The 25,484-nt window shown below is 40.1% G+C and carries 19 protein-coding genes; 8 read left to right on the top strand and 11 right to left on the bottom strand.

Going from position 1 to position 25,484, the window contains the following annotated elements; translation table 11 throughout:
• The first annotated feature begins 81 nt into the window (after window positions 1–81).
• Entirely contained in the window at window positions 82–2,826 is a 2,745-nt protein-coding gene (locus H5183_RS18565) for a TonB-dependent receptor domain-containing protein (RefSeq protein WP_182732403.1), read from the top strand.
• Between the two features lie 213 nt (window positions 2,827–3,039).
• On the opposite strand, the gene H5183_RS18560 is transcribed toward H5183_RS18565, so the two are convergent.
• The 5 genes from H5183_RS18560 to H5183_RS18540 form a co-directional block, all read right to left on the bottom strand.
• The gene (locus H5183_RS18560; protein ID WP_259397408.1) at window positions 3,040–4,557 is read right to left on the bottom strand and encodes a glycoside hydrolase family 10 protein; all 1,518 of its coding nucleotides are present in this window, start codon (window positions 4,555–4,557) and stop codon (window positions 3,040–3,042) included.
• A 73-nt stretch (window positions 4,558–4,630) separates the two neighbouring features.
• Complete coding sequence (locus H5183_RS18555) at window positions 4,631–7,270, bottom strand: TonB-dependent receptor (protein WP_182732402.1); 2,640 nt, start codon at window positions 7,268–7,270, stop codon at window positions 4,631–4,633.
• Window positions 7,271–7,813: 543 nt separating this feature from the next.
• A complete protein-coding gene (locus H5183_RS18550) occupies window positions 7,814–7,954 on the bottom strand; it encodes a hypothetical protein (protein ID WP_182732401.1) in 141 nt (46 codons plus the stop codon).
• Between the two features lie 244 nt (window positions 7,955–8,198).
• Window positions 8,199–9,041, bottom strand: coding sequence for an SMP-30/gluconolactonase/LRE family protein (locus H5183_RS18545; protein WP_182732400.1), 843 nt, complete (start codon window positions 9,039–9,041; stop codon window positions 8,199–8,201).
• A gap of 13 nt (window positions 9,042–9,054) precedes the next feature.
• On the bottom strand, window positions 9,055–9,480 hold the full coding sequence (locus H5183_RS18540) for a hypothetical protein (protein ID WP_145239758.1): 426 nt from the start codon (window positions 9,478–9,480) through the stop codon (window positions 9,055–9,057).
• Window positions 9,481–9,739: 259 nt separating this feature from the next.
• Here H5183_RS18540 and H5183_RS18535 point away from each other — a divergent pair, with 259 nt between their 5' ends.
• The 3 genes from H5183_RS18535 (at window position 9,740) to H5183_RS18525 (ending at window position 13,330) form a co-directional block, all read left to right on the top strand.
• Complete coding sequence (locus H5183_RS18535) at window positions 9,740–10,771, top strand: NADP-dependent oxidoreductase (RefSeq protein ID WP_182732399.1); 1,032 nt, start codon at window positions 9,740–9,742, stop codon at window positions 10,769–10,771.
• A gap of 41 nt (window positions 10,772–10,812) precedes the next feature.
• Window positions 10,813–11,430, top strand: a complete 618-nt coding sequence (locus H5183_RS18530) for a glutathione S-transferase family protein (RefSeq protein ID WP_182732398.1) — start codon at window positions 10,813–10,815, stop codon at window positions 11,428–11,430.
• A gap of 277 nt (window positions 11,431–11,707) precedes the next feature.
• A complete protein-coding gene (locus H5183_RS18525) occupies window positions 11,708–13,330 on the top strand; it encodes a methyl-accepting chemotaxis protein (protein ID WP_182732397.1) in 1,623 nt (540 codons plus the stop codon).
• Window positions 13,331–13,346: 16 nt separating this feature from the next.
• On the opposite strand, the gene H5183_RS18520 is transcribed toward H5183_RS18525, so the two are convergent.
• Together H5183_RS18520 and H5183_RS18515 are read right to left on the bottom strand one after the other, a co-directional pair.
• Complete coding sequence (locus H5183_RS18520) at window positions 13,347–14,015, bottom strand: response regulator (RefSeq protein ID WP_182732396.1); 669 nt, start codon at window positions 14,013–14,015, stop codon at window positions 13,347–13,349.
• Window positions 14,008–15,333: a DUF4118 domain-containing protein gene (locus H5183_RS18515; protein ID WP_145239773.1), complete on the bottom strand. Its 1,326-nt coding sequence runs from the start codon at window positions 15,331–15,333 to the stop codon at window positions 14,008–14,010. The genes H5183_RS18520 and H5183_RS18515 overlap by 8 nt, the downstream gene beginning before the upstream one ends.
• A gap of 205 nt (window positions 15,334–15,538) precedes the next feature.
• Here H5183_RS18515 and H5183_RS18510 point away from each other — a divergent pair, with 205 nt between their 5' ends.
• The 3 genes from H5183_RS18510 to H5183_RS18500 are packed head-to-tail and all read left to right on the top strand — an operon-like array spanning window position 15,539 to window position 19,026.
• A complete protein-coding gene (locus tag H5183_RS18510; protein ID WP_182732395.1) occupies window positions 15,539–16,993 on the top strand; it encodes a TrkH family potassium uptake protein in 1,455 nt (484 codons plus the stop codon).
• Between the two features lie 12 nt (window positions 16,994–17,005).
• The gene (locus tag H5183_RS18505) at window positions 17,006–17,659 is read left to right on the top strand and encodes a TrkA family potassium uptake protein (protein WP_145239779.1); all 654 of its coding nucleotides are present in this window, start codon (window positions 17,006–17,008) and stop codon (window positions 17,657–17,659) included.
• 2 nt (window positions 17,660–17,661) lie between these two features.
• Window positions 17,662–19,026, top strand: coding sequence for a TrkH family potassium uptake protein (locus H5183_RS18500; RefSeq protein ID WP_182732394.1), 1,365 nt, complete (start codon window positions 17,662–17,664; stop codon window positions 19,024–19,026).
• 597 nt (window positions 19,027–19,623) lie between these two features.
• Here H5183_RS18500 and H5183_RS18495 read toward each other — a convergent pair.
• The 3 genes from H5183_RS18495 to H5183_RS18485 form a co-directional block, all read right to left on the bottom strand.
• Window positions 19,624–20,004: a VanZ family protein gene (locus H5183_RS18495; RefSeq protein WP_182732393.1), complete on the bottom strand. Its 381-nt coding sequence runs from the start codon at window positions 20,002–20,004 to the stop codon at window positions 19,624–19,626.
• An 88-nt stretch (window positions 20,005–20,092) separates the two neighbouring features.
• The gene (locus tag H5183_RS18490) at window positions 20,093–20,419 is read right to left on the bottom strand and encodes a YkgJ family cysteine cluster protein (RefSeq protein WP_089369063.1); all 327 of its coding nucleotides are present in this window, start codon (window positions 20,417–20,419) and stop codon (window positions 20,093–20,095) included.
• A 45-nt stretch (window positions 20,420–20,464) separates the two neighbouring features.
• A complete protein-coding gene (locus H5183_RS18485; protein ID WP_182732392.1) occupies window positions 20,465–22,414 on the bottom strand; it encodes an ATP-dependent DNA helicase RecQ in 1,950 nt (649 codons plus the stop codon).
• 267 nt (window positions 22,415–22,681) lie between these two features.
• Here H5183_RS18485 and H5183_RS18480 point away from each other — a divergent pair, with 267 nt between their 5' ends.
• The gene (locus H5183_RS18480) at window positions 22,682–23,986 is read left to right on the top strand and encodes an NAD(P)/FAD-dependent oxidoreductase (protein WP_145239791.1); all 1,305 of its coding nucleotides are present in this window, start codon (window positions 22,682–22,684) and stop codon (window positions 23,984–23,986) included.
• A gap of 401 nt (window positions 23,987–24,387) precedes the next feature.
• Here the strand turns inward: H5183_RS18480 and H5183_RS18475 are convergent, their stop codons facing one another.
• The gene (locus H5183_RS18475) at window positions 24,388–25,362 is read right to left on the bottom strand and encodes a transposase (RefSeq protein ID WP_182732391.1); all 975 of its coding nucleotides are present in this window, start codon (window positions 25,360–25,362) and stop codon (window positions 24,388–24,390) included.
• Window positions 25,363–25,484: the final 122 nt, after the last annotated feature.

The following is a 25,484-nucleotide window of genomic DNA, read 5'->3' as shown; positions in this document are numbered from 1 at the left end:
TTAAAACTTACCAACACACTGAGTGTACCGACAACGATAAAATTCATAATAGCAAAAAATACATAACCACGGGAACAGACCATGAAACACTGCAAACATAACTCAATGCGCCCACTCCACCTGCTATCACCAATTGCACTGGCAGTTATTGCCACTACTAGCCCTGCTTTATTGGCCGCTGAACAGCAACAAGTACAGCAAAAAAAACCTGAAGTAATTACGGTTACTGGCTCGCGTATTCAGCGAACAGAATTAGTTTCAAGCAGCCCAGTAGTAAGTGTTGATGAAGCACAAATACACCTAGATCGCGCGGTTAATGTAGAAGATATTACCGCAAAATTACCACAAGCCGCAGCGGGCGCTAATAGTACAGGTGCAACGGTAGGTGACTCATTTGGCTCATCGACTATTGATTTACGTGGTCTTGGTCAAAACCGAACTTTGGTATTAATTGACGGTACGCGCGCTGTGCCATTTAGTTTTCGTAACTCAGTTGACGTCAATACAATTCCTGCCGGTTTGATCAAACGTGTTGATGTTTTAACTGGCGGTGCAGCTGCTGTTTATGGCGCCGATGCAGTAGCTGGCGTGGTTAACTTTGTGCTTGATGATGACTTTACCGGCGCTGAGTTTTCAAGTAGTTATGAAACAGCTGATGGTGGCAATGAAAAACTTAATTTTGAAGCCATTTTTGGTGGCGATATAGCTGATGGCAGTGGCCATATTACTGGCTACCTTGGTTATTCTGAACGTAAAGAGTTACTTGCTGGTGAACGTGATTATGCCTTAGAGAATGGCGCGACTATGATTAATAGCGGCGGGTTTTACACCGATGTTGCCAGTGGTAATAGTTTAGCGATTAATGATGCAGGCCAAGTCGTGAGCGATCGTCAAACCAATGACTTTACCGGCGACCGCTATTTAACTCAGCCTATGGACAGATTTTCTGCTGGTTTATTATTTGATGTGGATGCCAGCGACAGCGCAATCATTTATGGCCGTGCTATGTATTCTAAAGTAACCGTTAATGGCGCCGGAGCCAGCGGCCAAACACCTATTTTTGTTAATGAACAAGTAACTCTCACACAAGATAACCAATACATTCCTGATGAACTTCGCCAACAACTCACCTTTGATGCTGATGGTAATGCGCTAGTCAATGTTGAACGTAATTTAGGCCTTGGCGTACAGCATACTGAAGCTGTGCGTGATTCATTGCAATTTCAACTGGGTTTAAAAGGCGATATTAACGATTATTTACGTTACGATATTTATGGTCAGTATGGTCAAACCGATGAAGTAGCAACGATCTATAAAAATGCTTACAAAACCGATAAAAGTGGCAATAGTCGCTTTGCCAGTATAGCCAATACCATGGATATTTTTGATCCTAATTTAGATTTAGGCGAATTTAGCGACCCACTACTTTATACCACTCGCGAGCGAACGCAGAGCGTGTTTGCTGCCACCTTATCAGGTGATTCAAGTGCCATATTTGAACTACCTGCCGGTTATGTCGATTTTGCAATTGGTTATGAATACCGCAAAGAAACGGGCAAGCAAACACCGGGAGATGCATTTAGAAATGGCACTAGTTTTGCCGCTGTTAGCGCCTTTGATATGGATGCCAGTTTTGACAGTAGTGAGTTCTATGCAGAACTATTAGTGCCGATCTTAGTTGATATGCCATTTGCAAAAGAGCTTAGTTTTGAGGGCGCGTATCGTATTTCTGATTACTCAAACACTGAAGCAGAAGACACCTATAAACTGGGCATAAACTGGGCAATTAACGATGATATCCGTATCCGTGCGAATAAACTTACGGCATTTAGAGCACCTAACTTAGGTGAATTTGCCAGCCCAATCACCTCTCTTTCACTGGCATTGTTTGATCAAGATAGCGACCAATTCGTGCCACGTTTAGCAGGTCGTTTTAATGGTGATCCATGTTTGCTAGGTACGGGTGACGCAGCACAATGTGCCGCATTTGGCGCACCTGCAGTTGGTACTGAATTTGATAGCAGCTCTGCCGCTTATACTTACGGTGGTAACCCAGATATAAAACCAGAACAAGCTGAATCAGATACTTTAGGCGTGGTTTACACACCCAGTTATATCGATGGCTTCGATGTATCTATAGATTATTACAGCATTCGCGTAACTGATGCAGTAAGCCAAATCCAGCCAGGTGCAGCATTACAGAGCTGTTATATTGACGATCCAAATCCTAATAACCCATTGTGTGGCGCAGTATTACGCGATCCAAACACAGGCTTTATTAGCACCGCGATCGTAAATGACTTTAACCTTGCAGCGATTGAACAAGCTGGTATCGATTTAGCAGCCAACTATGTATTTGATGCACCAATGGATTTAGGCGGTCGCTTTAGGCTCTCATACCAAGGTAACTTTGTAACAAAACAAACTCGCCAAAATAATAGCACCGTAGCAGAAGTTGATTGTAAAGGTACTTATGGTAGTGCTTGTTCAGGCGATTTTGCGAGTATCTTACAAGCCGATTATAAACACCGCGCCACCTTTGATTGGCAGCTAGATACCATGAACTTCCAATTAGGCTGGCGCAGAATCGGTGAAGTAGACTACGCTGTAGATAGAACAGAAACAATTTCAGCACAAGACTACATGGACTTTGCTGCATCGTGGCAAGCAACCGAGACTATCGCGGTTAACTTTGGCATCGATAACCTGTTTGACAAAGCACCACCAACACCTGACATTGGCGCTAATCACTTTAATACTGTGAGTGATTACAGCGTTATTGGCCGTACACTAGGGGTTGCAGTTCGTTACTCACCGAGTTTTTAGTTAATCCCCTATTGCCTATAGCAGCACAGGATTAAACCCTTAAAGCGCACCCTGCCCGGTGCGCTTTTTCTTGGTTCAATGTTAATCAAACCTATGCAGCGATAGAAACCGTAATTTTAACGGTTAAGTAAAGATGCTGTATAGTTGCTCAGTGCTCGCGTAAGATTTGCTAATAGTGATTGTTGCATTACACTTTGCTTGCTAAACAAGGCATTACTCAAACTGTATCTCTATCGGCTCGCTAAGCATTTCATCACGGCTTACAGCAACAACTCGGATATGTGAAAGCGCAAGTCCATTGTTGTTATTCTCAACTGTGATTGAGCGCATTATTGATGGGTAAATTTTATATTGCCAATCATCGCCATATTTAAGATAAACAAGCGTTTTAAATACATGCTCAGGTTGCGCATGATGCCAACTCAGTTTTGTCACCTGTGCATATTGGTTATAGCTCACTGCAGGTTTACTCACCTCCTGAACTGGTAACCAATTTGATAGCGGCAGTAATGCTTGATGTTGAAACACGCCCTTTTCTATCACCTGAGAAAAGTCAGCTTTTTCTAATGATTTTACATTCCAAAATACAACGCCTGGCGAGTTATTAAGCATCGCCCGATTGATCATAATTTGGTTAACGACTTCGTCGATTCCTGCATCCGTATTTGCTATCAGTGTGTTGATACCTGGCCATAAATGACGATTTTGAGTATTTTGCGATTGCCACCACGCAATTAACAATGGATAGCTTTGCGAGTATTGGTTGATAGGCCAATATAATTGCGGAGTAAAATAATCAAGCCAACCTTCATTTAGCCATAGTTTGGCATCGGCATAAAGCTTTTCATACTGATCTAAACCACGGATCGTAGCCGGTTGCTTTGGACGATATATCCCAAATGGACTAATACCTACTTGTACATGTGGCTTCAGCTGTTTTACTTGCTCATAGAGCGTTTTTGTAAATTGATTCACGGCAGCTCGACGCCAGTCACCTTTACTTAATTTACCTCCTTGTTTTTGATAATCTAAATATTGGCTTTGATCAGGAAAGTCTTCACCTTCGTTGTATGACGGATAAGGATAAAAATAATCATCATAATGAAGGCCGTCAATGTCATAGTTTTCTACCAATTCTAATAACGTCGTAATACTATAATCAATAACAGACTGATTAGTTGGAATAAACCAGTGCATACCATTTTTAAGCTGTACGACATCTTCAGCCATTTGCACACTCATTGACTGCTCACTGACACTTCCACCTGATGGGTGATGAACTCGATAAGGATTGAACCACGCATGCAGCTTTAAACCCCGTTTGTGCGCTTGTTCAATCCAAAATTGCAACGGATCATAAAAAGGTTCCGGCGCTTGCCCTTGCTTACCGGTTAAATAGTAAGACCATGGCTCAGTAGAGCTTTGGTAAAGTGCATCAGCTTGTGGCCGAACTTGAAAGATAACTGTATTAAAATTATTCGTTTGCAGCGTATCTAATATTTTTATTGCTTGACGTTTTTGCTCATCAACAGGCAAGCCTGGTTGCTGCGGCCAGTTAATATTCGCAACAGTCGCAACCCATGCGGCGCGAAATTCACGAACAACATCTTCGGTATGAATAATTGCAAGCAGTGGGTTAGGTTGTTGTTTAGTAGTAGGTGTTAAAGGAGCGGACTGACAAGCGATTAAAGTAACAGATATGAGCACAGAGAAAATTACTCGGATCATCATTGATTTCCTAATAAGTGAAAAAATATAGCCGATAGTGAGGACTATCGGCTATTTATATCGTATATGGGGGGAATTAAAATTTATACTGGACGCCGAGTAAGAATCTACGACCATAATTATGAATAGCAAGTGGACGATTGCTATCTGACATACCAGTGCTGTTACTTGACATTGAACGCTGGTCTTCATCGGTTAAATTAATGGCTTGAAATACCACATTCAGATTATCAGTCACATTGTAGCTAAGGTTCAAATCATATTGACCAAAGTCATCAATGTACTGGTTGAGTCCTAAATAAGTTGTATAAAAGTATTCAGAACGGTAAGTATATGAAACCCTTGCACTAAAGCCCATATTCTCGTAATACACTGTGGCATTGAAGGTATCTTCTGAATTATTAGGCAGAACGGCTTCTTCTCCTGCAGCGACCTGCTCAGCTGTTTGCTCAAGCTCTGCATCTGAGTAAGTATAGTTAGTTTGAATACCAAAACCATAACCTAGCTTTTGCGTATAATTAACTTCAAAGCCTGAGTTTTCGCCGCCTAAACCATTTAATGGTTGAGTGATCAAGAAAGTACGCAGTTCTTCAGCACCGGTATCTGGATCAGTCCACATCCACTCTTTATCAACAGTGCTATTTGTAATGTATGAATCGATATCTTTATAAAAGTAAGCTAATGATAAGATAGATGACTCATTAAAATACCATTCAGCTGATAAGTCATATTGCGAAGCACGATATGGTTTTAAATCAGGATTACCTTCATTACCCTTACAGCCTGTTGCTGCAGTGCAATAACCACTTTTACGCGCTGATAAAAAGTCATAATCTGGACGAGACATAACTTTTGCTGCAGCAAAACGCAGGATGATCTCATCGCTGTAATCATAAGCGATATTTAAACTCGGTAGAAAGTCGTCATAACTAGTAGAAAAACCAACTTCTTCGATATTTTGCGGATCAAAACTACGGCCCGTATATTGTAGTGACTGCGAGTCAACATCGGTTTTGACAGCTCGAACACCTAAGTTACCGCGAATATCACTGAATGAAAACAATGCTTTTACGTAACCGGCAGTAATGGTTTCTTGCAAGTCATATGTATAATCTAGATGTTCATAAGGCGCTGTTGATGGTTCGGTAGAAGCAATCCAATTACTATAAGCGGCATTATCAAATTGCCATAAAATGGCATTCTCACCACCCATAAAATCATTAACTGTGGTAGTTGCAAACTGGCCTAAATTATTCGTACTGCCATCAGCCCCCTTTTTAGGATAATTTGCTTTAATTAAGTTTGCGGCTTTACTGTGTTCTCGGTATTTGACCCCAGTTTTTATCGCCGTAAAGTAATCATTATCGAGTCGATACTCAAAATCAAATTGCACATATTTCTCATCGGAATCATTCGCGATATCATTTTTATGATTGTAGTCTAAGCGATAATCGGCAGGCGTAAGAGAATCTGATAATACAACTTCGGGCATACCATTTTCGATGCTGTACGAAGCGTCAGTGTTTGCGTAGTACTCTGAATATACGTCACTTACTGCGCCTTCAGCTTTACTATAGCCAAACTGTGTTGTCAGAGTGTAGTTATCTTTTGCATAGGTAACTTTAATATCGTGAGCTTGAGTTTTAAATTCACCTTGGTATCCGGCATTTCCGTAATAGCCTAAATTATTATGGGCAGGTAAAGTCCCAGCAACTACAGTACCATCGACAATATCAGCTTGCTCAATATTGCCAATGTTTTGTAATATAAAACCACTCGAATAAGTACCGTATGACTCATGCTCAGATTTTGAATACAAGTTATTAAATACGATATCTAAGTTTGCTGAAGGCGCGTATTGCAAGGTAGCCGTCACTGTATTTAAATCAGAGTCACTGGCATAGCGATTATAACCTACTGCCCCAGGGTAATACTCATTATTGCCATCACCATTGGCATCTGTACTTCGGTAACCAAATCTTACCTCTTTACTGTCTCTTTGGGTTGCGAGTTCTTTGCGCACAAAGCCCACATTAAAACCAAAGTCTTCTGCTTCATTTTTCCAAGAATATAAACCTGAAATATAGGGTTTAGTTTCATCGGCATTTTCAAAATGAAATGCTTTCACTGACAATGCGGCATAGTTAGATTCACTGTCCAGTGGCTTGCGTGTTCTAACCACCACAGTGCCGCCAATTGAACCTTCATCAACATCAGCCTCAGCTGACTTAAACACTTCTAAAGTATCTACTAACTCTGCAGGCAAAAGTGAATAGTTAAAACCACGTGATGGACGAGTGATAGACGCTGATGCCGTCGCTGAAGCAACACTCTGACCATTTAATAAGGTAATGTTTAGATGGGGTGCTGTACCACGAATACTTACTCGGTCACTTTCTCCGCCTAAGTCTTTTTCAACTTGCACACCCGGAATACGTTGCAGGGCATCGGCTACCGTTTGGTCAGGGAATTTACCGATATCTTCTGCAGATACCGCATCAACAACACTGTTAGCAAACCGTTTCATATTGAGGCTCTTCTCGACAGACGCAGCGTAGCCTTTTACCTCTATACGTTCGATATCTTCTTTTGTTAAGTTTTCTTTGTCTAATTGCTCTGCATCATTAGCAAAAGCCGTACTAGAAGCTGAAATAACCAAAGTGGCGAGTAATGATTTTTTGAATTGAGCTGTAATTGTGTGGAATTTATTATTCATAGTATAAGCATTTAACCTTTTTATATTGCAAAGTACTTGTACGGCTTCAGCTAATTTAAAATAGCTAAATCAAGACATATTTTATAGTTTTGTTACCTGCTGTTAACTTAGTCAAAAAAATACACAAGGTCAATATAATTTATTCCAAAATTAATAAATATTTACAATTTATAATTCCAAAAATACACAGAATGTCCTTTAGTCGCTATCTAAATAAAGCACTTAAATTTATGAAAAATGAGAGCCTTATAAATAAGTACAATTAAAACAAAAGATTAACGATATAGTGAACTTCGAGGTTAATTTAAATTACGCAGTAGTAAGATACCGTAATTTAAATTAGGTTGGCGCAGAATTGGCAAATTGGACTACTTTGTCGATAACTTAGGGGGCCTTGTAAGCAAGTAGTACTGATCTGTTATTGTAGCTACTGAGGTTTTTGCTGGTTTTCGAGCTTCAGTAAATATTTAGCAGCTCGACGGCTCCCGCGTTGCTGGTTTTTTGGCTAATTGCAGCGCATGATAAATAATATGTTTAGTTGCTTTACTCAACGCCACAAAACATTTTAGCTTGGGGTTTTGCATCTAACGCTAATAAAAAATCATCAGGGAACTGCATTTCGTTTGATATCGAATACGCTGTATCCCAGCGCTCATAAGCTTTTGCCAAACACACTGGGATCATTTGGGCTTATTACATTAAGCCCGATTCAATTAACTGTGCCACATAGTTTTAGTTTTTGACCAAACACTGTTAGATCTGATCTGCGAAGAGTAAAACATGGTAAGTACGAATCACCATCTAAGGATTTTTTAATGCCATCAATCCATAGCTCTGCACAATCAAAATGATTTTCTTCAAGCCAAGCATAAAACTCTCTGTTGATGCAAAAGACTTGATATTAAATGCTTCAAATTTTCCAATTTACTTAAAACTCAATCACTTCAATCGCACCGCGTTTTTGCATAGTTACAAACAGCTTGGTTTGCTGGTCATTAAATGCCATATTGGTTGGATGCTGCCCTGTTAAAGTATAGGTTTGCAATATCTTACCTACGGGGCTAATTTTTAAAATAACACCTGCGCCATAACGGGCTACATACAGGTTACCTTGGTTATCAACACGCATGCCGTCCATACCATGGTCGTCAAATGTGATCAGCGGCTGCTTATTGCTGATGTTTAGCTCACTATCAAGATCATACTGCCAAATAACACGCTGCACGCTTTCGTTTACGTAGAGTTTACTATTGCTGTTATTAACCGCCACACCATTGGTGGTGCCCATATTCTCTTCTAATAATTGAGTACTGCCATCTGTATTTATACGCCATAATTTGCCGGTAGCATCAGCCCAATTAGGGTCGCTGGCAAATAATACACCGCGTTTGGTAATCGCAATATCGTTTGGTTGATTCATGGTTTTATTATGAGCAAAAACCTCAACGCTTTTACTATTAGCAGGCACTTTTAAAATATTATGATTTACATAATCCGCAATATAGAGATTACCTTGGCTATCAAATTGCAAACCATTACCAACGCTGTCATTTGGCAACTTTAAAAATAAGCTGGCTTTACCATTGTTATCAACCTTACCAATAGTGCCCTGCTCAGCAAAATTAACTGCGTATAAATGCTGCTTATAAAAAACAGGTCCTTCAACGCCTTGAGTAAACACATTATCAGGCACAAACTCCTTACTGTGCTGCGCAATACTGGTAGCACTAAAAAGTGCTGCACAGCTCAATCCACAGATCATCGCTTTCATTTTATTATTATTCCTAATTTAAATTATTACTGGTGAAGATGCTCAAAATAGGGAAATTGTCTTCGCCAAACGACAGCGTTAATGAGCGTTGCTCGCCATCCTCTAGTTTAATGTTTTCAGCCAAGGAAATCGGGGCAACTCGCCGCCCATCAGCAAATAACGCCATAATATGTTCAGCTTGTAAAATGCGTGAACCTGACGCGTCATTACGAATTGTCACCACTGCGACTCGTCGGCCTTGCTCACTACTCATAAAAACGGAATTAACCACTGTAAAATCACTTTTTTTTGGAGTAATTTTCGCATCATTTTCAAAACTAAACTGCATTCCCTGTAACGCAACTTGATCGACCGACAATACTTCATCATTTGCCTTTACCAAACCGCTCACAAAAGCACTGACTAGCAGTGGCAGTAAAACCAACAGTTGTATTTTCATTTCATTCCCTCGCTAACAACATCTATCTAAAGGTTATTTTTAACACAACTTGTTCTTAAATGGCAGAACAAATCACCACTATTGCACTGCTGCAAAAATGATTCTCTGCACAGCGATAAACTAATCCATACGCAGCATTGAATTTGCTCATCTTAGCCCTAAGTTCATACATTAAGCATTTAACTCGCTGCAGACAACTAAGCATTTAGATTTACAGTACTTATACGCAGCTCTTTTTAACTGGATACGGAAAACAATTATGCAAGCTATTTCAAATAAACAATTTACTCTAAAGTCTCGTCCTCATGGTGCGCCAACGCTTGATAACTTTGCACTTAAAAGCGTACAAATGCCTGAACTACAACAAGGTGAAGTATTACTACGCACTATTTATTTATCATTAGACCCATACATGCGTGGCCGCATGAGTGATGCGAAATCATATGCTGATCCGGTAGAAATTGGCGATGTCATGGTTGGCGCAACCGTGTGCCAAGTAGAAGCGTCTAAAAACGATAAATTTAGCGAAGGCGAATGGGTACTAGCCTATACAGGCTGGCAGGAATATGCGATTTCAAATGGCGAAGGATTAATGCCATTAGGCAAAGAGCCAAGTAATCCATCGTATGCATTAGGTATTATGGGTATGCCTGGCTTTACCGCTTATATGGGGCTACTTGATATTGGTGCACCAAAAGAAGGTGAAACAGTGGTCGTAGCTGCTGCAACAGGCCCAGTAGGTGCAACTGTTGGGCAAATTGCTAAACTCAAAGGTTGTAAAGTAGTTGGTGTGGCAGGCGGCAATGAAAAATGCCAATACGCAGTCGAAAAGCTTGGTTTTGATGCTTGTATTGACCACCGCAGCGATGACTTTGCCAAACAGTTAGCTGACGCATGTGATGCAGGTATTGATGTTTATTATGAAAATGTGGGCGGAAAAGTCTTTGACGCCGTATTACCATTATTAAACACCGCTGCGCGCGTACCATTATGTGGCTTAGTGTCGCAATATAATGCCACTGAGTTACCACAAGGGCCCGATCGTATGGGGGCTCTGATGGGTCAAATTCTCTCTAAGCGCATTCGTATGCAAGGCTTTATTATCTTTGATGATTATGGCCATCGTTATGATGAGTTCGCCACTGATATGCAAAAATGGCTCAGCGAAGGAAAAATTCATTACCGTGAACATTTAGTAACAGGTTTTGAAAATACCGTATCAGCGTTTAACGATATGATTGACGGCAAGAACTTTGGCAAAACGGTAGTACAAGTAAATAAACCGCTTTAAATTTACCCTGCGCAGCACCGGCTGCGCTTTTAAGGATAACTATGATTAAGTTACATCATTTAAATAAATCACGCTCTAAACGTATTATTTGGTTACTCGAAGAGCTAGACGTTGACTACGAAATTGTGGCTTATCAACGCAACAGTGAAACCTTTTTAGCTCCTGATGAGCTTAAAGCGATTCATCCACTCGGCAAATCACCAGTCATTGAAGACAATGGCCAAATCATTGCTGAATCAGGTGCGATCACCGACTATTTGATCAGTAAATACGGCAACGGTAAGTTTGCGCCAAGCCGTGACAGCAAAGACTATATTGACTACCAGCAATGGCTGCACTTCGCTGAAAGCTCAGCAATTTTACCGCTATTATTAAAAATGTTTGTGAAAAAAGATGGCGCTAAAACGCAATTTTTAGAAGGCTATGCTGATGCAGAAACCGCCAAAGTTATTAGTTACTTTAATGACCGCTTAGAAGGTAAACGTTATTTAGTGGGAGACTCTCTAACCGGTGCTGACTTTATGATGTCGTTTATTGTTGAGATTGTTAAAGATGCAGGTCAACTAGCACATTTTAAAAATCTCGTTAAATACGATGAGCAATTACAAACTCACGAGAAATTTCATTCCGCTAACGAGTTAGAGGCAAAGTACGACTAAGTTAGTTTTCGTTTTGGCTGTTTAAGGTAGTTTTACAGCTAAGCGATGCACTCATTCCGGTTCGGTCTATCGAGATAGATTTTTTTAAGCTTTACAATTCAAAAGTGCAGTTGCTCATTAATTTGACTACTGCACATTAATTGTTCAACATTAACATTATTGATACATAACTGATTATTAGAAAAGTAAATTCGTTTTGTAAGTCATTCCACTTAACGAATTACGTTGAGCTATAATCAGCCAATATAAAATCGCACCAAATAATACTGGAAAACATATGACCATAAATATGCGCCTCGCCACTGGTTTTGGAGTGATCTTATTAATGATGCTCACATTAACCATTATTGGCACATCTCAAGTAAGTCAAATTGACAATAATATAAGTGAAATTAACGATATAAATTCTGTTAAGCAGCGTTATGCTATTGATTTTAGGGGCGCAGTACATGATAGGGCAATAGCAATACGGGATGTGGTGCTATTAACAAATGCTAGTGATTTAAGCGATACGATTAGCTTAATAAATGAGCTCAATAACAATTACCAAATATCGCATGAAAAAATGGCGAGCTTGGTTGATCAAATGACTGATCACGAGCGCTCCCTAATGAAAAAAATTGATAAGATAGAAGAGCATACCCTCCCCTTAGTGGAAAATATTATCGCCGCTAAACGTGCTAATAATATAACGCACGCAACTATGCTATTACTAACCGATGCGCGTCCCTCATTTGTAGAATGGTTGGACAGCATTAATCAATTCATCAATCTGCAAGAGCAAACAAATCATAATTTAACGGATAAAACACGTGAGATAACCAGCTCATTTGAGCTATGGATGATTTCATTAACTGCACTGGCTGTTATTATTGGCGCTGTAATTGCCTATATTATTAGTTCAAAAATTAAAAATGCAGTAGGCGGTGAACCTCAAGAAGCAGCAGAAGTAATTGCACGTATCGCTAAAGGTGATTTAACCACTGAAATAAATTCCTGCTGCCCTAATAGTATGATGGCATCAGTTCAAGTAATGCAAAAAGAATTGAAAGCTATCGTCAATAGCATTATTGATTCTTCACAAGAGCTTTCATCTCATTCAGCAAGTGTCGCCTCAGGCTCACAACAAGCACTTTATGCCGCAGATAATCAAGTTACGCTAACTAACTCTGCCGTCACCAATTTAGCCAATATGAGCCATAGCATTCACTCAGTTGCCAGTGCAGTAAAACAAACTGAAGATAATTCAAAAATTACCGCACAATTATCACAACAAGGTAGTCAATCGGTGCAAAAAGTAGCAACCGAAATTGGCGGCATATCAACTACAGTGAAAGCAACAGTCAAACAAGTAAACATACTACAAAATCATGTTAAAAACATTGGTGATATATTAAGTGTGATACGTAGTATTTCAGATCAAACTAACTTGCTAGCGCTAAATGCAGCTATTGAAGCCGCTCGTGCAGGCGAATCTGGACGTGGTTTTGCCGTTGTAGCTGATGAAGTTAGGCAACTCGCCCAACGTACAGGTGATGCGACCGGTGATATTGAGAAAATGATTTTACAGATCCAAGATAATACCCAAGCATCTGTCACGGCGATGGAAACCACAGTACCACAAGTAGAAAGTGGTTTATTATTGATGGATGAAGCCAATCAACTACTGCAAGAGATACAACAACAAGCCAATGATTCCTTGGAAAAAGTGCTTGAAATTGTCGACTCAACATCAGTGCAAGTTGCCACGGTGTCAGAAATTAGTTCTGGTGTAGAGGAAATCGCTAACATGTCCAAGGAAACCAGTTTATCCTTAAAAAACAATGCACAAGAAGCAGTCGCATTAGCTGAGTTATCAAAAACACTGAAGCAGTACATTAGCTATTTCAAAGTGAACTAAAGAGCGCTTTAATACTTTAATCTACTAATCTATACCCTACCGCAGGCTCAGTAAGTAAATACTTTGGGCTTGCGGGATTTGCCTCTAATTTTTGCCTTAGCTGCGCTACATGCACACGCACATATTCAGGACGATTTATATATTGCTCTCCCCATATATGGCTTAATATTGCATTATGAGTCAATACCTTATCTTTATTTTGAAATAATAACAGTAAGATTGCATATTCCTTTTTAGTCAGCTTAACCTCATTGTCACCAACACGTACAATATGCTTATTTGGGTCGATACAAATGTCGCCACATTGCAACGCAAAACTGACTTGATTATTAGTACGCAGTAACACCCGAATACGCGCTAATAGTTCATTGGCGCTAAAAGGTTTAGTCAGGAAGTCATTGGCCCCATTATCAAGCGCCGTAACTTTTTCCACTTCACCATCACGGGCTGAAAGCACTAATACCGGTAACTGGCTCCATTGCCTAAACTCCACTAGCCAGTCTTGACCATCCATATCCAAAAGCCCTAAATCTAATAATACAAGGTCATAACTTTGCTCACTTAAAAGTGCAAAACCATCCAGCCCTTTATCACAAATACTCAGCCCATAGCCACTGGCTTGAAGTAAGGTTTTTAAAAAGCTTTGCAACGGCGGAGAATCTTCAAGTATTAAGATTTTAGTCATTATTTTTTATCCAGATTAATTTTGCCAAGGCCATTTCTGTATCGTTATCTATCGTCAGTGAAAATGTGCCTTGATGAAACTTAGCAACCACATCACAAATTACACTGCCAAGCCCTACACCTTCATCAGCACTTGCCTGTGGCTTGCTAATTAATTTATTGCTCAATAGTAATTGATAACTCACCGCTGACTCGTAACGGCTTTGGGTAAATTCAACAACCACCTCACCATCACCATAACGCCATGCATTTTCGAGCATATTTGCCAGTGCTATTTCTAACAGTGTCACATCGCCTTGGCAGCTCGAATTGGCATCAATATTTGTTGTTACCACAAAATGCGCTAATTGCTGCTGCCTACGTGCTTTTGCTTCGCTTAGCAAAGCTTGCAAGTTAATTGTTTGCCAGCACAGGTTTTCGCCCATTTTATTTACTCGGCTAAGCTCCATCACCTTGTCAAAATGCTGATTAAGAATTTTACTTTGCTCATAAATATTACCGGCCTGCTCTTTTATTATCGCTTCACTGAGTGTGATCTCATCATCGGCCAACATGCTTGAGGCGCCCATAATAGTTGCCAGTGGCGTGCGCAAGTCATGAGATAAACTGCGTAATAATGCATTTTTAGCACGCTCGAGTTCAGCTTGAACTGAAATTGCCGCCGACTGCTGCCTCAGTAATGTTTTCTCATGTACCTGATACAACAATGAAATTGCGGTATTTACGAAGCTCTTTTGTCCTTCAGACAGTAACGTTGCAAAAGCAAACCCCCCCATACTTCGCTCTTTATCACTTAATAGCATAAATTCGCCTGCCACTTGCTGACGCATTTGTTGAAATTGGCAAGTAATGGCCAAATGCTCGCTAATAAGCTGCTGAAAGTACTGCTTTTGCTCATCCAGTGTGTCTAAACTATTTAATCCTTTAGCCAGCTCATACAGTGTTCGACTATTACTCGCGTGTAATTGTACATCTCGCACCTTAGTGTTTAATTCGCCCGCTAACTGGCTGATCATCAATCCCACAATGAGCATCACGATAAAAGTAACTAGATACTCAATATTTTCAATATGAAAAGTAAAATACGGGGTAACAAAAAACCAATCGGTACACGCTACACTGACCAAGGTGGTAATGGCTGCAACGCGTCGGTTACTGCGAACTGCAACCCAGGCGACCCATAACAGCTGTAGCATCACGATGTCGGTGGTCGAAAACCAATCTCGTAACGGATAAATCGCCATAACCACAATGATCGGCATTATCACCGCCAAAAAAAATGCTTTATATTTGCTTGGTTTGCCCTGCACTTGATTCATTAACGATTCCTCTGACAATTAACTACATAGGTTACTGCCTTTTCAATATTGCCTCTATAAAGTTTTTATAAAGTTTTTTATCTCATTTATAAAATCTTTATAAAGCTTTGCAGTGCAGCGCTGACTTTACTATTTGATCCCGTATATTCAACTCAACTTTAGTGATTGCGTGTTACCTGCTATAGGTATTTGATAAGGCGTATTGATGATAAATTGGAAAATCACCTTAAGACTACTCGCCTTTCCTATTATTTGGATGGGAGTGGTACAACTGGTCTTTGCAGCGCTTTCATTATTTATTTTTAAAGACCGAGTTATTAGCGCGTTTCTTATTCCTGGCGCAACGATGATCTCTGTCGCTTTAGTGCTACTTATCAATTTACGTAAAACTGATCTAACCGCCGCAACATTTAGAGATGCACTTATTTACGCCACAGTAACGTGGATTATAGCCGGTGTGTTAGGCGCCATTCCTATTCTAGTCGTCACTGGCGTTAACTTTAGCGACGCGGTATTTGAGTCAATCAGCGCCTTAACTACCACTGGTGCAACCATGTTATCCGGGCTCGATAACATGCCTGCTAGCTTTTTATTGTATCGACAGTTCTTACAATGGATGGGCGGTTTAGGCATTGTAATTTTTGTAGTGGCTATTTTACCTATGTTGAATATTGGTGGCATGAAATTATTAAAAGCAGAAACACCAGGCCCCATTAAAGACGAAAAATTAACTCCGCGCGTTGCCAGTACCGCTCATTATTTATGGGGCGTTTATTTAGCAATCACCGTACTTTGTACTTTAGCCTATTATGCTGGCGGAATGAGTTTTTACGATGCGATCGCACATGCCTTTACCACGGTTTCAACTGGGGGCTTTTCAACCCATGATGCCAGTATGTGGTATTACCACAGCCACTTACTGCTGTGGATAGCTAATGTATTTATGCTTGCAGGAGCGATTAACTTTGCCTTGCACTTCAAAGTAGCGCACAAAAGAGCCATTACTAGTTATTATCATGATGAAGAGACGCGTTATTTTATTTATATAGTGGTGCTTTTATCGGTTCTTTTAACCACCATGCTACTGCTTAAAGACAGCTACTCAAATGTACTTGAAGCATTTAGTTTCTCTACATTTCATATTATTTCTTTTATTACCAGCACCGGTTATGGCGCAGCAGGCTTTACTGACTGGCCAGCTGAGGCTGGGTTTTTACTGGTTATTGCCGGCTATCTTGGTGGTTGTGCAGGTTCAACGGCTGGCGGAAATAAAATAATTCGTAACATTATTGTTGGCAAAATGATTAATAACAATATTAAACAGCTGCTTCACCCAAGAGCGATATTTACACTTAAATATCAAGGCTCGCCCGTTAAAGAAGATGTACGCCATGCAATTATGGCATTTATGACCTTTGCTGTTGGTTCAAGCTTACTATTTACAATGTTGCTTATGGCAACGGGTCTGAATTTTTGGAGCGCATTTACTGCAGTAGCTGCATGCGTCAATGTACTTGGCCCTGGATTTGGTGAAGTTGGCGCTAACTTTCAACCCGTTTCAGACACCGGTATTTGGATACTCTCGGTCGCTATGATCGTGGGTCGGTTAGAATATTTTACTGTTTTTGCACTTTTTACTCATAGCTTTTGGAAAAAATAACGAAGGAATAATATGGCACATTTTACAGTTATTGGTTTAGGCCGCTTTGGCATTGCAGCAAGTCTTGAGTTGATCCATTTAGGGCACACAGTGACTGGCGTTGATAGCAACCCAAAACTCGCCGAAAAGTATGTTGAGCACTTATCAGAGACAGTGGTATGCGATTCAACGGATGAAGCGGCGTTAAAGGAGCTCGATTTAGCAAATAGTGAAGCGGTCTTAGTCGCAATTGGTGAAGATATGCAGTCCAGCATATTATGTACCTTAGCACTAAAAAATTTAGCGGTTAAACAAATATGGGTTAAAGCCAGCACCAAAGCGCATCATACGATTATATCAAAGTTGGGTGTCTCGCGTATTATTCACCCAGAAGAAGAAATGGGAGTGCGCGTTGCACAAGCGCTAAACTACCCAATAGTGAATGATTATATTTCCTTAGGTAATGGTTTATACGTGGTAGAAGTGAGTATCAAAGCGCATTTACATCAAACACAATTAGGCCATTTACTAAAAGAAATCAAAGCGTCAATTGACCCGCTACTGGTTAAACGAGGCAAACAAACATTTGTAAAATTAACGGATGACTTTGAATTGCTCGAATACGACACGCTGCTGTTATCTGGTAACCGTGTACAATTAAACTATCTTGCGCCAAGGCTGTTATAACCATGGTTTTATGGCATCCACTAAAAACTGCTATCGAACGCAGCCCTAGCGGCAATAAAAAAATCAATGCTGCACCGCCGCTTATTTTGTGCTGCAGCTTTTTGATATTAATCGCACTAGGGGCTTTAGCATTAAAGCTGCCTTTTGCCACCAATGAACCTATTTCGTGGATACAAAGTGCCTTTACTGCAACATCGGCGGTAACCGTCACCGGATTAGTTGTGGTAGACACAGGCTCCACATTTACCCCTTTTGGCCAAGGGGTGATCGCGCTATTAATTCAACTTGGTGGCTTGGGTTTGATGACATTTGCAGTGGTAACCTTGCTGGCACTGGGTAACAAAGTTGGCTTTATTCAAAAAACAGTGACTAAAGCCGCTTTTAATCAAACAGATACATCAACACTTTTGAGTACGGCAAAATCAGTGCTGCTTTTTGCCATCATTGTAGAGTCACTCGGTGTTGTTATTTTAACGCTGGACTGGCTCCCTGAGCTGGGCTTACAAACCAGTTTTTTCCATGCGTTGTTTTATACCATTAGTGCATTTAATAATGCGGGATTTGCGCTTAGCCCCAACAGCCTAATGCAGTATGTTGACGATCCCGTGATCAATCTTACCATTACTGGTTTGTTTATTATCGGTGGCCTAGGTTTTACGGTACTTATGGATGTGTATAAATCAAAACGTTGGGCAGCCCTTAGCACCTATAGTAAGTTAATGCTGATCAGCACGGTTATCATCAATATTGTAGCGCTGGTGCTGATTTACGTTATTGAATATGACAATCCAAAAACACTGCAACCCTTGTCAGAAGTCGGTAAATGGCTAGCTGCTTGGTTTCAAGCCGTAACACCGCGTACGGCTGGATTTAATACCATTGCTATAGAAGAGCTGAGAAATGCCAGTACCGCATTAACAATGATGTTAATGTTTATTGGTGGCGGCTCACTCAGTACCGCAAGTGGTATAAAAGTAGTGACTTTTGTGGTGTTGATTTTAGCAACTTACAGCTACTTACGCCGCGATAAAGGCGTTACTGTGTTACGCCGAGAAATCGACAAAGAATCTGTTTATAAAGCACTGGCTTTAACCCTTGTTTCAGCGGGTATAACATGGCTGGCTATTTTTACTTTACTGATTGTTGAAGATGCGCCTTTTTTAGATGTCGCCTTTGAGGCTGTGTCTGCACTTGGCACTGTAGGATTGTCGCGGGGTTTAACTGCTTCTCTTTCTCCGCTGGGCGAATTTATCATTATGTTTTTAATGTTTATGGGAAGGATTGGCCCCTTAACCATTGCCTACTTTTTAGCGAGTCCTCGCAGTAGGAAACTAAGATATCCAAGCGCACAATTATCGATTGGCTAAATAGCAGAGCTGGGAGAATCTCAAACTAAATCCCAGCTAATACTCGCTCAGTGACGTACTAGCTTGATGCCATTTAAAATTCGCCACATACTAACAGACGATTTTCATAGGTTAAAAACACAGATAATAACGCAGACACCCATCTTAATTTCGTAACTAATAACGCAGACACCCATCTTAATTTCGTAATAAGTAGACTAAAAATTGATTGGAAAATAACAAGAAAATAACAAAGACACCCATTGTTAATTTATGGAATACAGCCAAAAATTAACCATAATGGTTTAAGAGCTTGCATAAAGATAATAACACAGACACCCATCTTAATTTCGTAATGTGTAAACTAAAAATTGATTGAAAAATAACAAAGACACCCATTATTAATTTATGGAATACAGCCAAAAATTAACCATGATGGTTTAAGAGCTTGCATAACGAATATGAGGTTGGTTAATGGTTCTGAATTGAATTGAATAAAATTTAACTATCGATACATTAATACACTAACGACAAAAAAACCTTCAAACCAGCGCTTGCTATGCAGGAGAAAAAGCTGTTCATTTGCAGTAATCAACTAATGTAAGCTAACAAAACTCGTCAGCGCGAACCTTTATTTATCAGCTTGGTTATCAAACTAAAAGTGAGGATACCTAAAGCATCAGCAAGTAGATCAGCGATGTCTAAGGTTCTACTAGGTATGAAGTATTGGCTTAGCTCTTCCAATAAAACGAATAGAAACACGACGCTCGAACCAATATACAAATTGCATGACAATACTGAATATGATTTTAGCTTAAACGCAAAATTAGCACCTAGAGTAAGCAAACCAAATAAACAAAAGTGCCCTACTTTATCGCCATAAGGGATACTTCTAACAAGCTCAAAGAAAATACTATGTTGCCCCGTATTAGCTTGGTATATGACCCATATAATAAAGCTAAGAAAAGTAACTGACACAATAGTGATTAATTTATGCATGATTGTTTAATGCTATTGTTGAGTTACCAACCATAGCCGAATAGCGATTATGATTCAATCACTTAGTAATCTACTGCTAAAGCAACCATCAGATCCCTGCAAGGTCACGCTCGGTGATGCACTCGTCCGATGCCATTTCAAATTCGCGGCATACTAACGGGCGGTTTTCGTAGATTGAACACATTAAGGTATTGCGGTCGAGTGCTTGGCACCAACCATCATCGGCGCGTTTCATCACTTCGCTGCCCCATTTATCATATTCAATATAATGAAACGGCACGCCAGTGTCGGTCACTATACGCACTTCTAACTGACAACAACATGCTTGGCAATTAGCACAAGTAACAGGCTCAGGGGCTGATGTAATATTTTTTACTGCAATGACGGTTTCATCGGGGTGAACAATCTGGGGCATAAAGGCTTACTTTTAAGAATAAGCCCCTAGCATACCTGAGTGAATTTAACGCGCCAGTAATTTCGTTTTTATTTCACTGTAACGCTGCTGCTCACACAAACCAAAACCACTGAGTTGACGCACTTTGTTACGCGCAAATAACGGTACGCTCATTCCCGCTAAAAAGCGGCATTGGGTTTCAATACCTATATTATGTATACCTTTACTGGCGAGGTGACTAAGTAACTCATCAACCTTTTGATAAATTACAGCATCGTTAGCAAAGCTATGAGCGAGTGAATATTCAAGTGTTACAGCTTGGCCTCTACATACTGAGCAATGGCCGCATTGCTGTGGCGCTTGATGGTCGTCAAAATAACGAGCAAGGTTATAGCTCAAACATGTTTTAAGCTCGAAAAAGCGAATAAGTGCCGCAATACGCTTAATTTCAGCTTGCTCTTTATCAACAAAATAGCTGTGTAATTGCTTAGCCAGCTCAGGGTTATTGATTACCTCATTATGTACTTGATAGACTTGGGTGATTCGCTTTGTTTCAAGTGCTATTAAATTCTTCTCTGCTAAATAATCAAGCGCTGCAACAACGCGTTTGCGATCCACCTGAGCGGCTTGGGTAAGCGTGTCAAAATTTAGTGTGCCCCAGATTTTTTTAAATTGGGTATGGCTAAATATTAACTGTAAAAATGCTTGTCTATCAGCATCAAAGTGACCAAGTAAAGCGGCTTTATCAACCAAAAACTTATATTTAAAGTCGGCGTAATAAGCATAAAGTGGTGTTATTGCACCTTGCATTTCCAATTGTACTAACAAGGTTTTAAGCGCTAATTGGCGAATATTACTATCACTTGAAAGGCTGTATTCTTGCATTTCCCATTGCTGACTTTCTTTTGAGTGATCGCTTTGGTGTTGGCGAATATCGTTGATCACATGCTCAATACCGCTAAGCTCTGGGGTATCGCCATAAACAAAGTTTTCAACCGTGTTTAAGCCATCTAAATTGGCCAATGTAAAACACTGCGATGGTTGTCCGTCTCTCCCTGCACGACCAATTTCTTGGCTGTAGTTTTCAATCGACTTTGGTAAATCATAATGAATAACAAAACGGATATCTGATTTATCAACCCCCATACCAAAAGCAATCGTGGCCACTACTACATTAATTTTACCCGCCATAAAATCATCTTGGATACCATAACGCAGAGTATCTTCAAGCCCAGCATGATAAGCCACAGCGTGTAAGCCTTTACGGCTAAGCGCTTCTGCGACTTGCTCTGCACTATGTTGTAAGGTCACATAAACAATCCCAGGGCCCGTTTGCTCGCGCACAATATTAGCCAATGTACTTGCTTTGTCAGCGCTTTTCACGCTGAGTATCGATAAGTCTAAATTAGCCCGATAAAACCCAGTTTGTACAATGCATTCTGGGGTAATTGCAAAACGTTCACTCATATCACGCTTTACTTTTTTAGTGGCGGTGGCCGTTAATAATAATACCAAGGGAATATTGAGCTCATCACGATAGCGCGGCAGTTTTAAATAATCAGGCCTAAAATTATGGCCCCATTCGGAAATACAGTGAGCTTCGTCAACCACCAGCATTGAAATAGCCACTTGATTAATAAATTCACGAAATCGCTCGTTTTTAAAACGTTCTACCGACACCATTAAGATTTTCACTTTACCGGCACGCACATCGCTCATTACAGTGTGGCTTTGCTCTGTAGTTTGGCTTGAATCAAGGCTTGCGGCATAAATTCCCTTGTTATTTAAAAAACCAATTTGGTCTTTCATCAGCGCAAGTAATGGCGAAACAACCAGCGTTAGATTAGGTAAATGCAATGCAGTTAACTGATAACACAATGACTTACCAGATCCAGTGGGGAAAATTGCCAATGATGATTGGTTATTTAGCAGTTGCTCTATGGTTTGCTGCTGACCTTGGCGAAATTGACTAAACCCAAAGTGTTGCTCAAGTGAAGAAAGTATCGATCCGCTCATAATATTTCCCTTTATTCATATTCCCTAATAAAGGAAATCATAGTTTGAAAATGCAATGTTTGCCATGGTAACTTTTTTTTGCTTTATTTTCTTGGCTTATCTATTTGTTCCTATTAAATTTTACTGACAAATCGTGGGAAAAGGCGCATTATAAATGCGTTGCTTGAAAAGGTATTTTGAACATTTTTGTTCAGCTCAATACCTAAGTGTTCTATACGTTTCATCATCATAAGAGCATTTAGGTATAATTCTTTTGAGGGCAATGAAATGATAACCACACATCCTAAAATCGTGATCATCGGTGGCGGTGCCGGCGGCCTTGAGCTCGCAACGCAATTAGGGCATAAACTAGGGAAGAAAAAACACGCCGACATTCTATTAATTGATAAAAATCGCACCCATATTTGGAAACCTTTACTGCACGAAGTAGCAACGGGCTCTATAGATGCCGATTTAGATGGGGTAGTTTACTCAGCACACGCAGCAAAACATCATTATAACTTTCAACTTGGCACTTTTTGCAACCTTGATAACGCTAATAAAACCATCACACTCAGTGCCTTTAATGACGAACTTGGCCATCAAATTTTACCACAACGCACCGTTCATTATGACTACTTGGTGATTGCCATCGGCAGCGTCAGTAACGACTTCAATACACCCGGTATTAAAGAACATTGTTTTTATCTTGATTCAAACCAACAAGCGGAACGCTTTCAGCACGCGCTACTCGATAACTTTACTCGGCTACATCAAGACGACAACCCACAGCATGCATTAAATATTGCCATTGTTGGCGGTGGCGCAACAGGCGTTGAACTCTCAGCTGAGCTGTATCATGTTTCTGACTTATTAAAACTTTATGGTTTGACAAATATGTCGGCAAAGCGCTTACACATTCATTTAATCGAAGCAGGCCCGCGTATTTTACCCGCCCTACCAGAGCGTATAGCAAACTCAGCGAAAAGAGAGCTACTAAAGCTTGGTGTTAACGTTAGAGAAAACACCCAAGTAAAGCAGGCAACAAATCAAGGATTCATCACTAAAGATGATGAACAAATCGATGCCGACATTATGGTATGGGCAGCGGGTGTAAAAGCCCCCGATTTTATAAAAGATCTCGGGATTTTTGAACTAACTCGTAATAACCAAATCATGGTGAACGACTATTTGCAAAGTAATAGCGATGACACCATTTTTGTATTAGGTGACTGTTGCGCGTTTACACAAAAAGATGGCAAATTAGTACCGCCTCGTGCGCAATCAGCCCATCAAATGGCACAATGTGTTGAAAAAAACCTAATTGCGACACTGCGCCAACAGCCGTTAACTGGCTTTGAATACAGCGATCATGGTTCGCTCGTCAATTTGTCACGCTACAGTACCGTGGGGAGCTTAATGGGCAACCTCACTAGTAATAGCTTTTTTATTGAAGGCAAGATAGCCCGCTTTATGTATATTTCGCTCTATCGCATGCACCAACGCGCTATCCACGGCAGCGCCAAAACCTTTGCATTATGGATCAGCGAAAAAGTGCTCCGGGTCGTTAGACCAAAGATGAAATTACATTAAGCAACTAACAAGAGTAAGTGGAGCCGCCGCTTCACTTACACACCTAGAAATAAAATAAAAAATGACACCCATCTATATATATCTAAAAACAATGAAATTAAAATTGACACCCATCCATATATATCTAAAAAAAATGCAAACTTACATTTTAAAACAATGGATTGAAGGTAAATAAAAAAGACACCCATCAAAAAATTGCAATGCTAAAAATTGCAATGACACCCATTCTAAATAAAAATGAAATTACAAACATCCAGGTTAGGGCAATAAACGAAACAATTAAAAACCGTAGTTATTTTCAAAAAGGACTTTTATACAAATGGCAGATAAATATCAGGCGTTTGCATTTTTAGGCGTCAAAAAAACCTGAATTAACAAGTTATGTATTATTGGCTACGTTATCACGCTAGTAATTTTTCGCAATTCGTTAGATTCGTTCGTCGCTTAAAGTGTTGATGTTCACAAAACATATTTAACGACTCAGGTCTTCCAACAGCACCGTGAAAAACGGTGGTAAATTTGCTGGTAACTTTCAACCAGTTTTCGGGGGTTATTTGCAACCTTTCAAGCAAAGGGGTTAGATCGGCGGCTATATAACCTATTTTATCAGGACGAATACAGCGCCCAGTCGCATCAACAAGAGAAAGGTAGGAAGTTAGCTCAAAAGGTAAACCTTTCACCATATGCTGTGTTGCCATTCCTGAAAAACGTTGTAATGATTTGGGCTGTTTACCTGCTGCGATCGAAATAATACGCTTTTTGACACTCGTAAAATCTGAATTTTCTGGTTTGTCAGCAATACCTGCACGAACTGGGTTTAAATCAACATACGCCATACATGCTAATAATGCGGCTTCATCAAGTAAGGCTTGGGATTTGAACCGTCCCTCCCAAAATCGCCCCTTACAGTCATCTTCTTTATTTGCTTTTCGCGCTATATATTCATTTAAAGAGCGCATGAACCAGCTAATATCCATTAACCTTGAACGATATTGCGCAATATTATCTGTAACTATTTTCATCTCAAAAGACGCTAGCTTTTCACCTTTAGCAAAACGTCGTGTTAATTCAGAACCTTTAAAGGCTTTATGCCAGCGAATTGCAACTGCTCTATCATTTACTCTTTCCGCTTTTTTACTATCTACGTACACTACAATATGAGTATGATTACTCATTACTGCATAAGCGCACACATCTATAAAAAAGAGAGATGCCAAACTCATTAGCTTATCTTCAACCCATTTTCTGCGGTGTTCATAACATTGACCCGTATATTCATCCACACCACACAAATAGGCACGTCTTACACATCGTGATATACAATGATAGTAACGAGTGTCCGTTAAACTGATTTGTCGATTTCTTGCAGTAGCCATAAATACCTCAGATATCACGTTCCTTATAAAATACTAGTTCCTCATGGTAATACTGCAAATATAGTCATTATTATGGGTGTCATTTAAGTTTGAATTACTACAATCGCCATTTATTAGGTGGG

The organism is Pseudoalteromonas sp. SR44-8, from assembly GCF_014163635.1.
GTDB lineage: Bacteria > Pseudomonadota > Gammaproteobacteria > Enterobacterales > Alteromonadaceae > Pseudoalteromonas > Pseudoalteromonas rhizosphaerae.
The sequence above is the reverse complement of the archived record's forward strand: the minus strand, read 5'-3'. Positions and strand labels throughout refer to the sequence as shown.

Coding starts and splice junctions, on each gene's coding strand:
- H5183_RS18480 (WP_145239791.1), top strand. CDS start 22,682: ATGATAACCACACATCCTAAAATCGTGATCATCGGTGGCGGTGCCGGC.
- H5183_RS18510 (WP_182732395.1), top strand. CDS start 15,539: ATGATAAATTGGAAAATCACCTTAAGACTACTCGCCTTTCCTATTATT.
- H5183_RS18495 (WP_182732393.1), bottom strand. CDS start 20,004: ATGCATAAATTAATCACTATTGTGTCAGTTACTTTTCTTAGCTTTATT.
- H5183_RS18520 (WP_182732396.1), bottom strand. CDS start 14,015: ATGACTAAAATCTTAATACTTGAAGATTCTCCGCCGTTGCAAAGCTTT.
- H5183_RS18560 (WP_259397408.1), bottom strand. CDS start 4,557: ATGATGATCCGAGTAATTTTCTCTGTGCTCATATCTGTTACTTTAATC.
- H5183_RS18550 (WP_182732401.1), bottom strand. CDS start 7,954: ATGATCCCAGTGTGTTTGGCAAAAGCTTATGAGCGCTGGGATACAGCG.
- H5183_RS18525 (WP_182732397.1), top strand. CDS start 11,708: ATGACCATAAATATGCGCCTCGCCACTGGTTTTGGAGTGATCTTATTA.
- H5183_RS18515 (WP_145239773.1), bottom strand. CDS start 15,333: ATGAATCAAGTGCAGGGCAAACCAAGCAAATATAAAGCATTTTTTTTG.
- H5183_RS18475 (WP_182732391.1), bottom strand. CDS start 25,362: ATGGCTACTGCAAGAAATCGACAAATCAGTTTAACGGACACTCGTTAC.
- H5183_RS18535 (WP_182732399.1), top strand. CDS start 9,740: ATGCAAGCTATTTCAAATAAACAATTTACTCTAAAGTCTCGTCCTCAT.
- H5183_RS18530 (WP_182732398.1), top strand. CDS start 10,813: ATGATTAAGTTACATCATTTAAATAAATCACGCTCTAAACGTATTATT.
- H5183_RS18485 (WP_182732392.1), bottom strand. CDS start 22,414: ATGAGCGGATCGATACTTTCTTCACTTGAGCAACACTTTGGGTTTAGT.
- H5183_RS18540 (WP_145239758.1), bottom strand. CDS start 9,480: ATGAAAATACAACTGTTGGTTTTACTGCCACTGCTAGTCAGTGCTTTT.
- H5183_RS18545 (WP_182732400.1), bottom strand. CDS start 9,041: ATGAAAGCGATGATCTGTGGATTGAGCTGTGCAGCACTTTTTAGTGCT.
- H5183_RS18505 (WP_145239779.1), top strand. CDS start 17,006: ATGGCACATTTTACAGTTATTGGTTTAGGCCGCTTTGGCATTGCAGCA.
- H5183_RS18565 (WP_182732403.1), top strand. CDS start 82: ATGAAACACTGCAAACATAACTCAATGCGCCCACTCCACCTGCTATCA.
- H5183_RS18555 (WP_182732402.1), bottom strand. CDS start 7,270: ATGAATAATAAATTCCACACAATTACAGCTCAATTCAAAAAATCATTA.
- H5183_RS18490 (WP_089369063.1), bottom strand. CDS start 20,419: ATGCCCCAGATTGTTCACCCCGATGAAACCGTCATTGCAGTAAAAAAT.
- H5183_RS18500 (WP_182732394.1), top strand. CDS start 17,662: ATGGTTTTATGGCATCCACTAAAAACTGCTATCGAACGCAGCCCTAGC.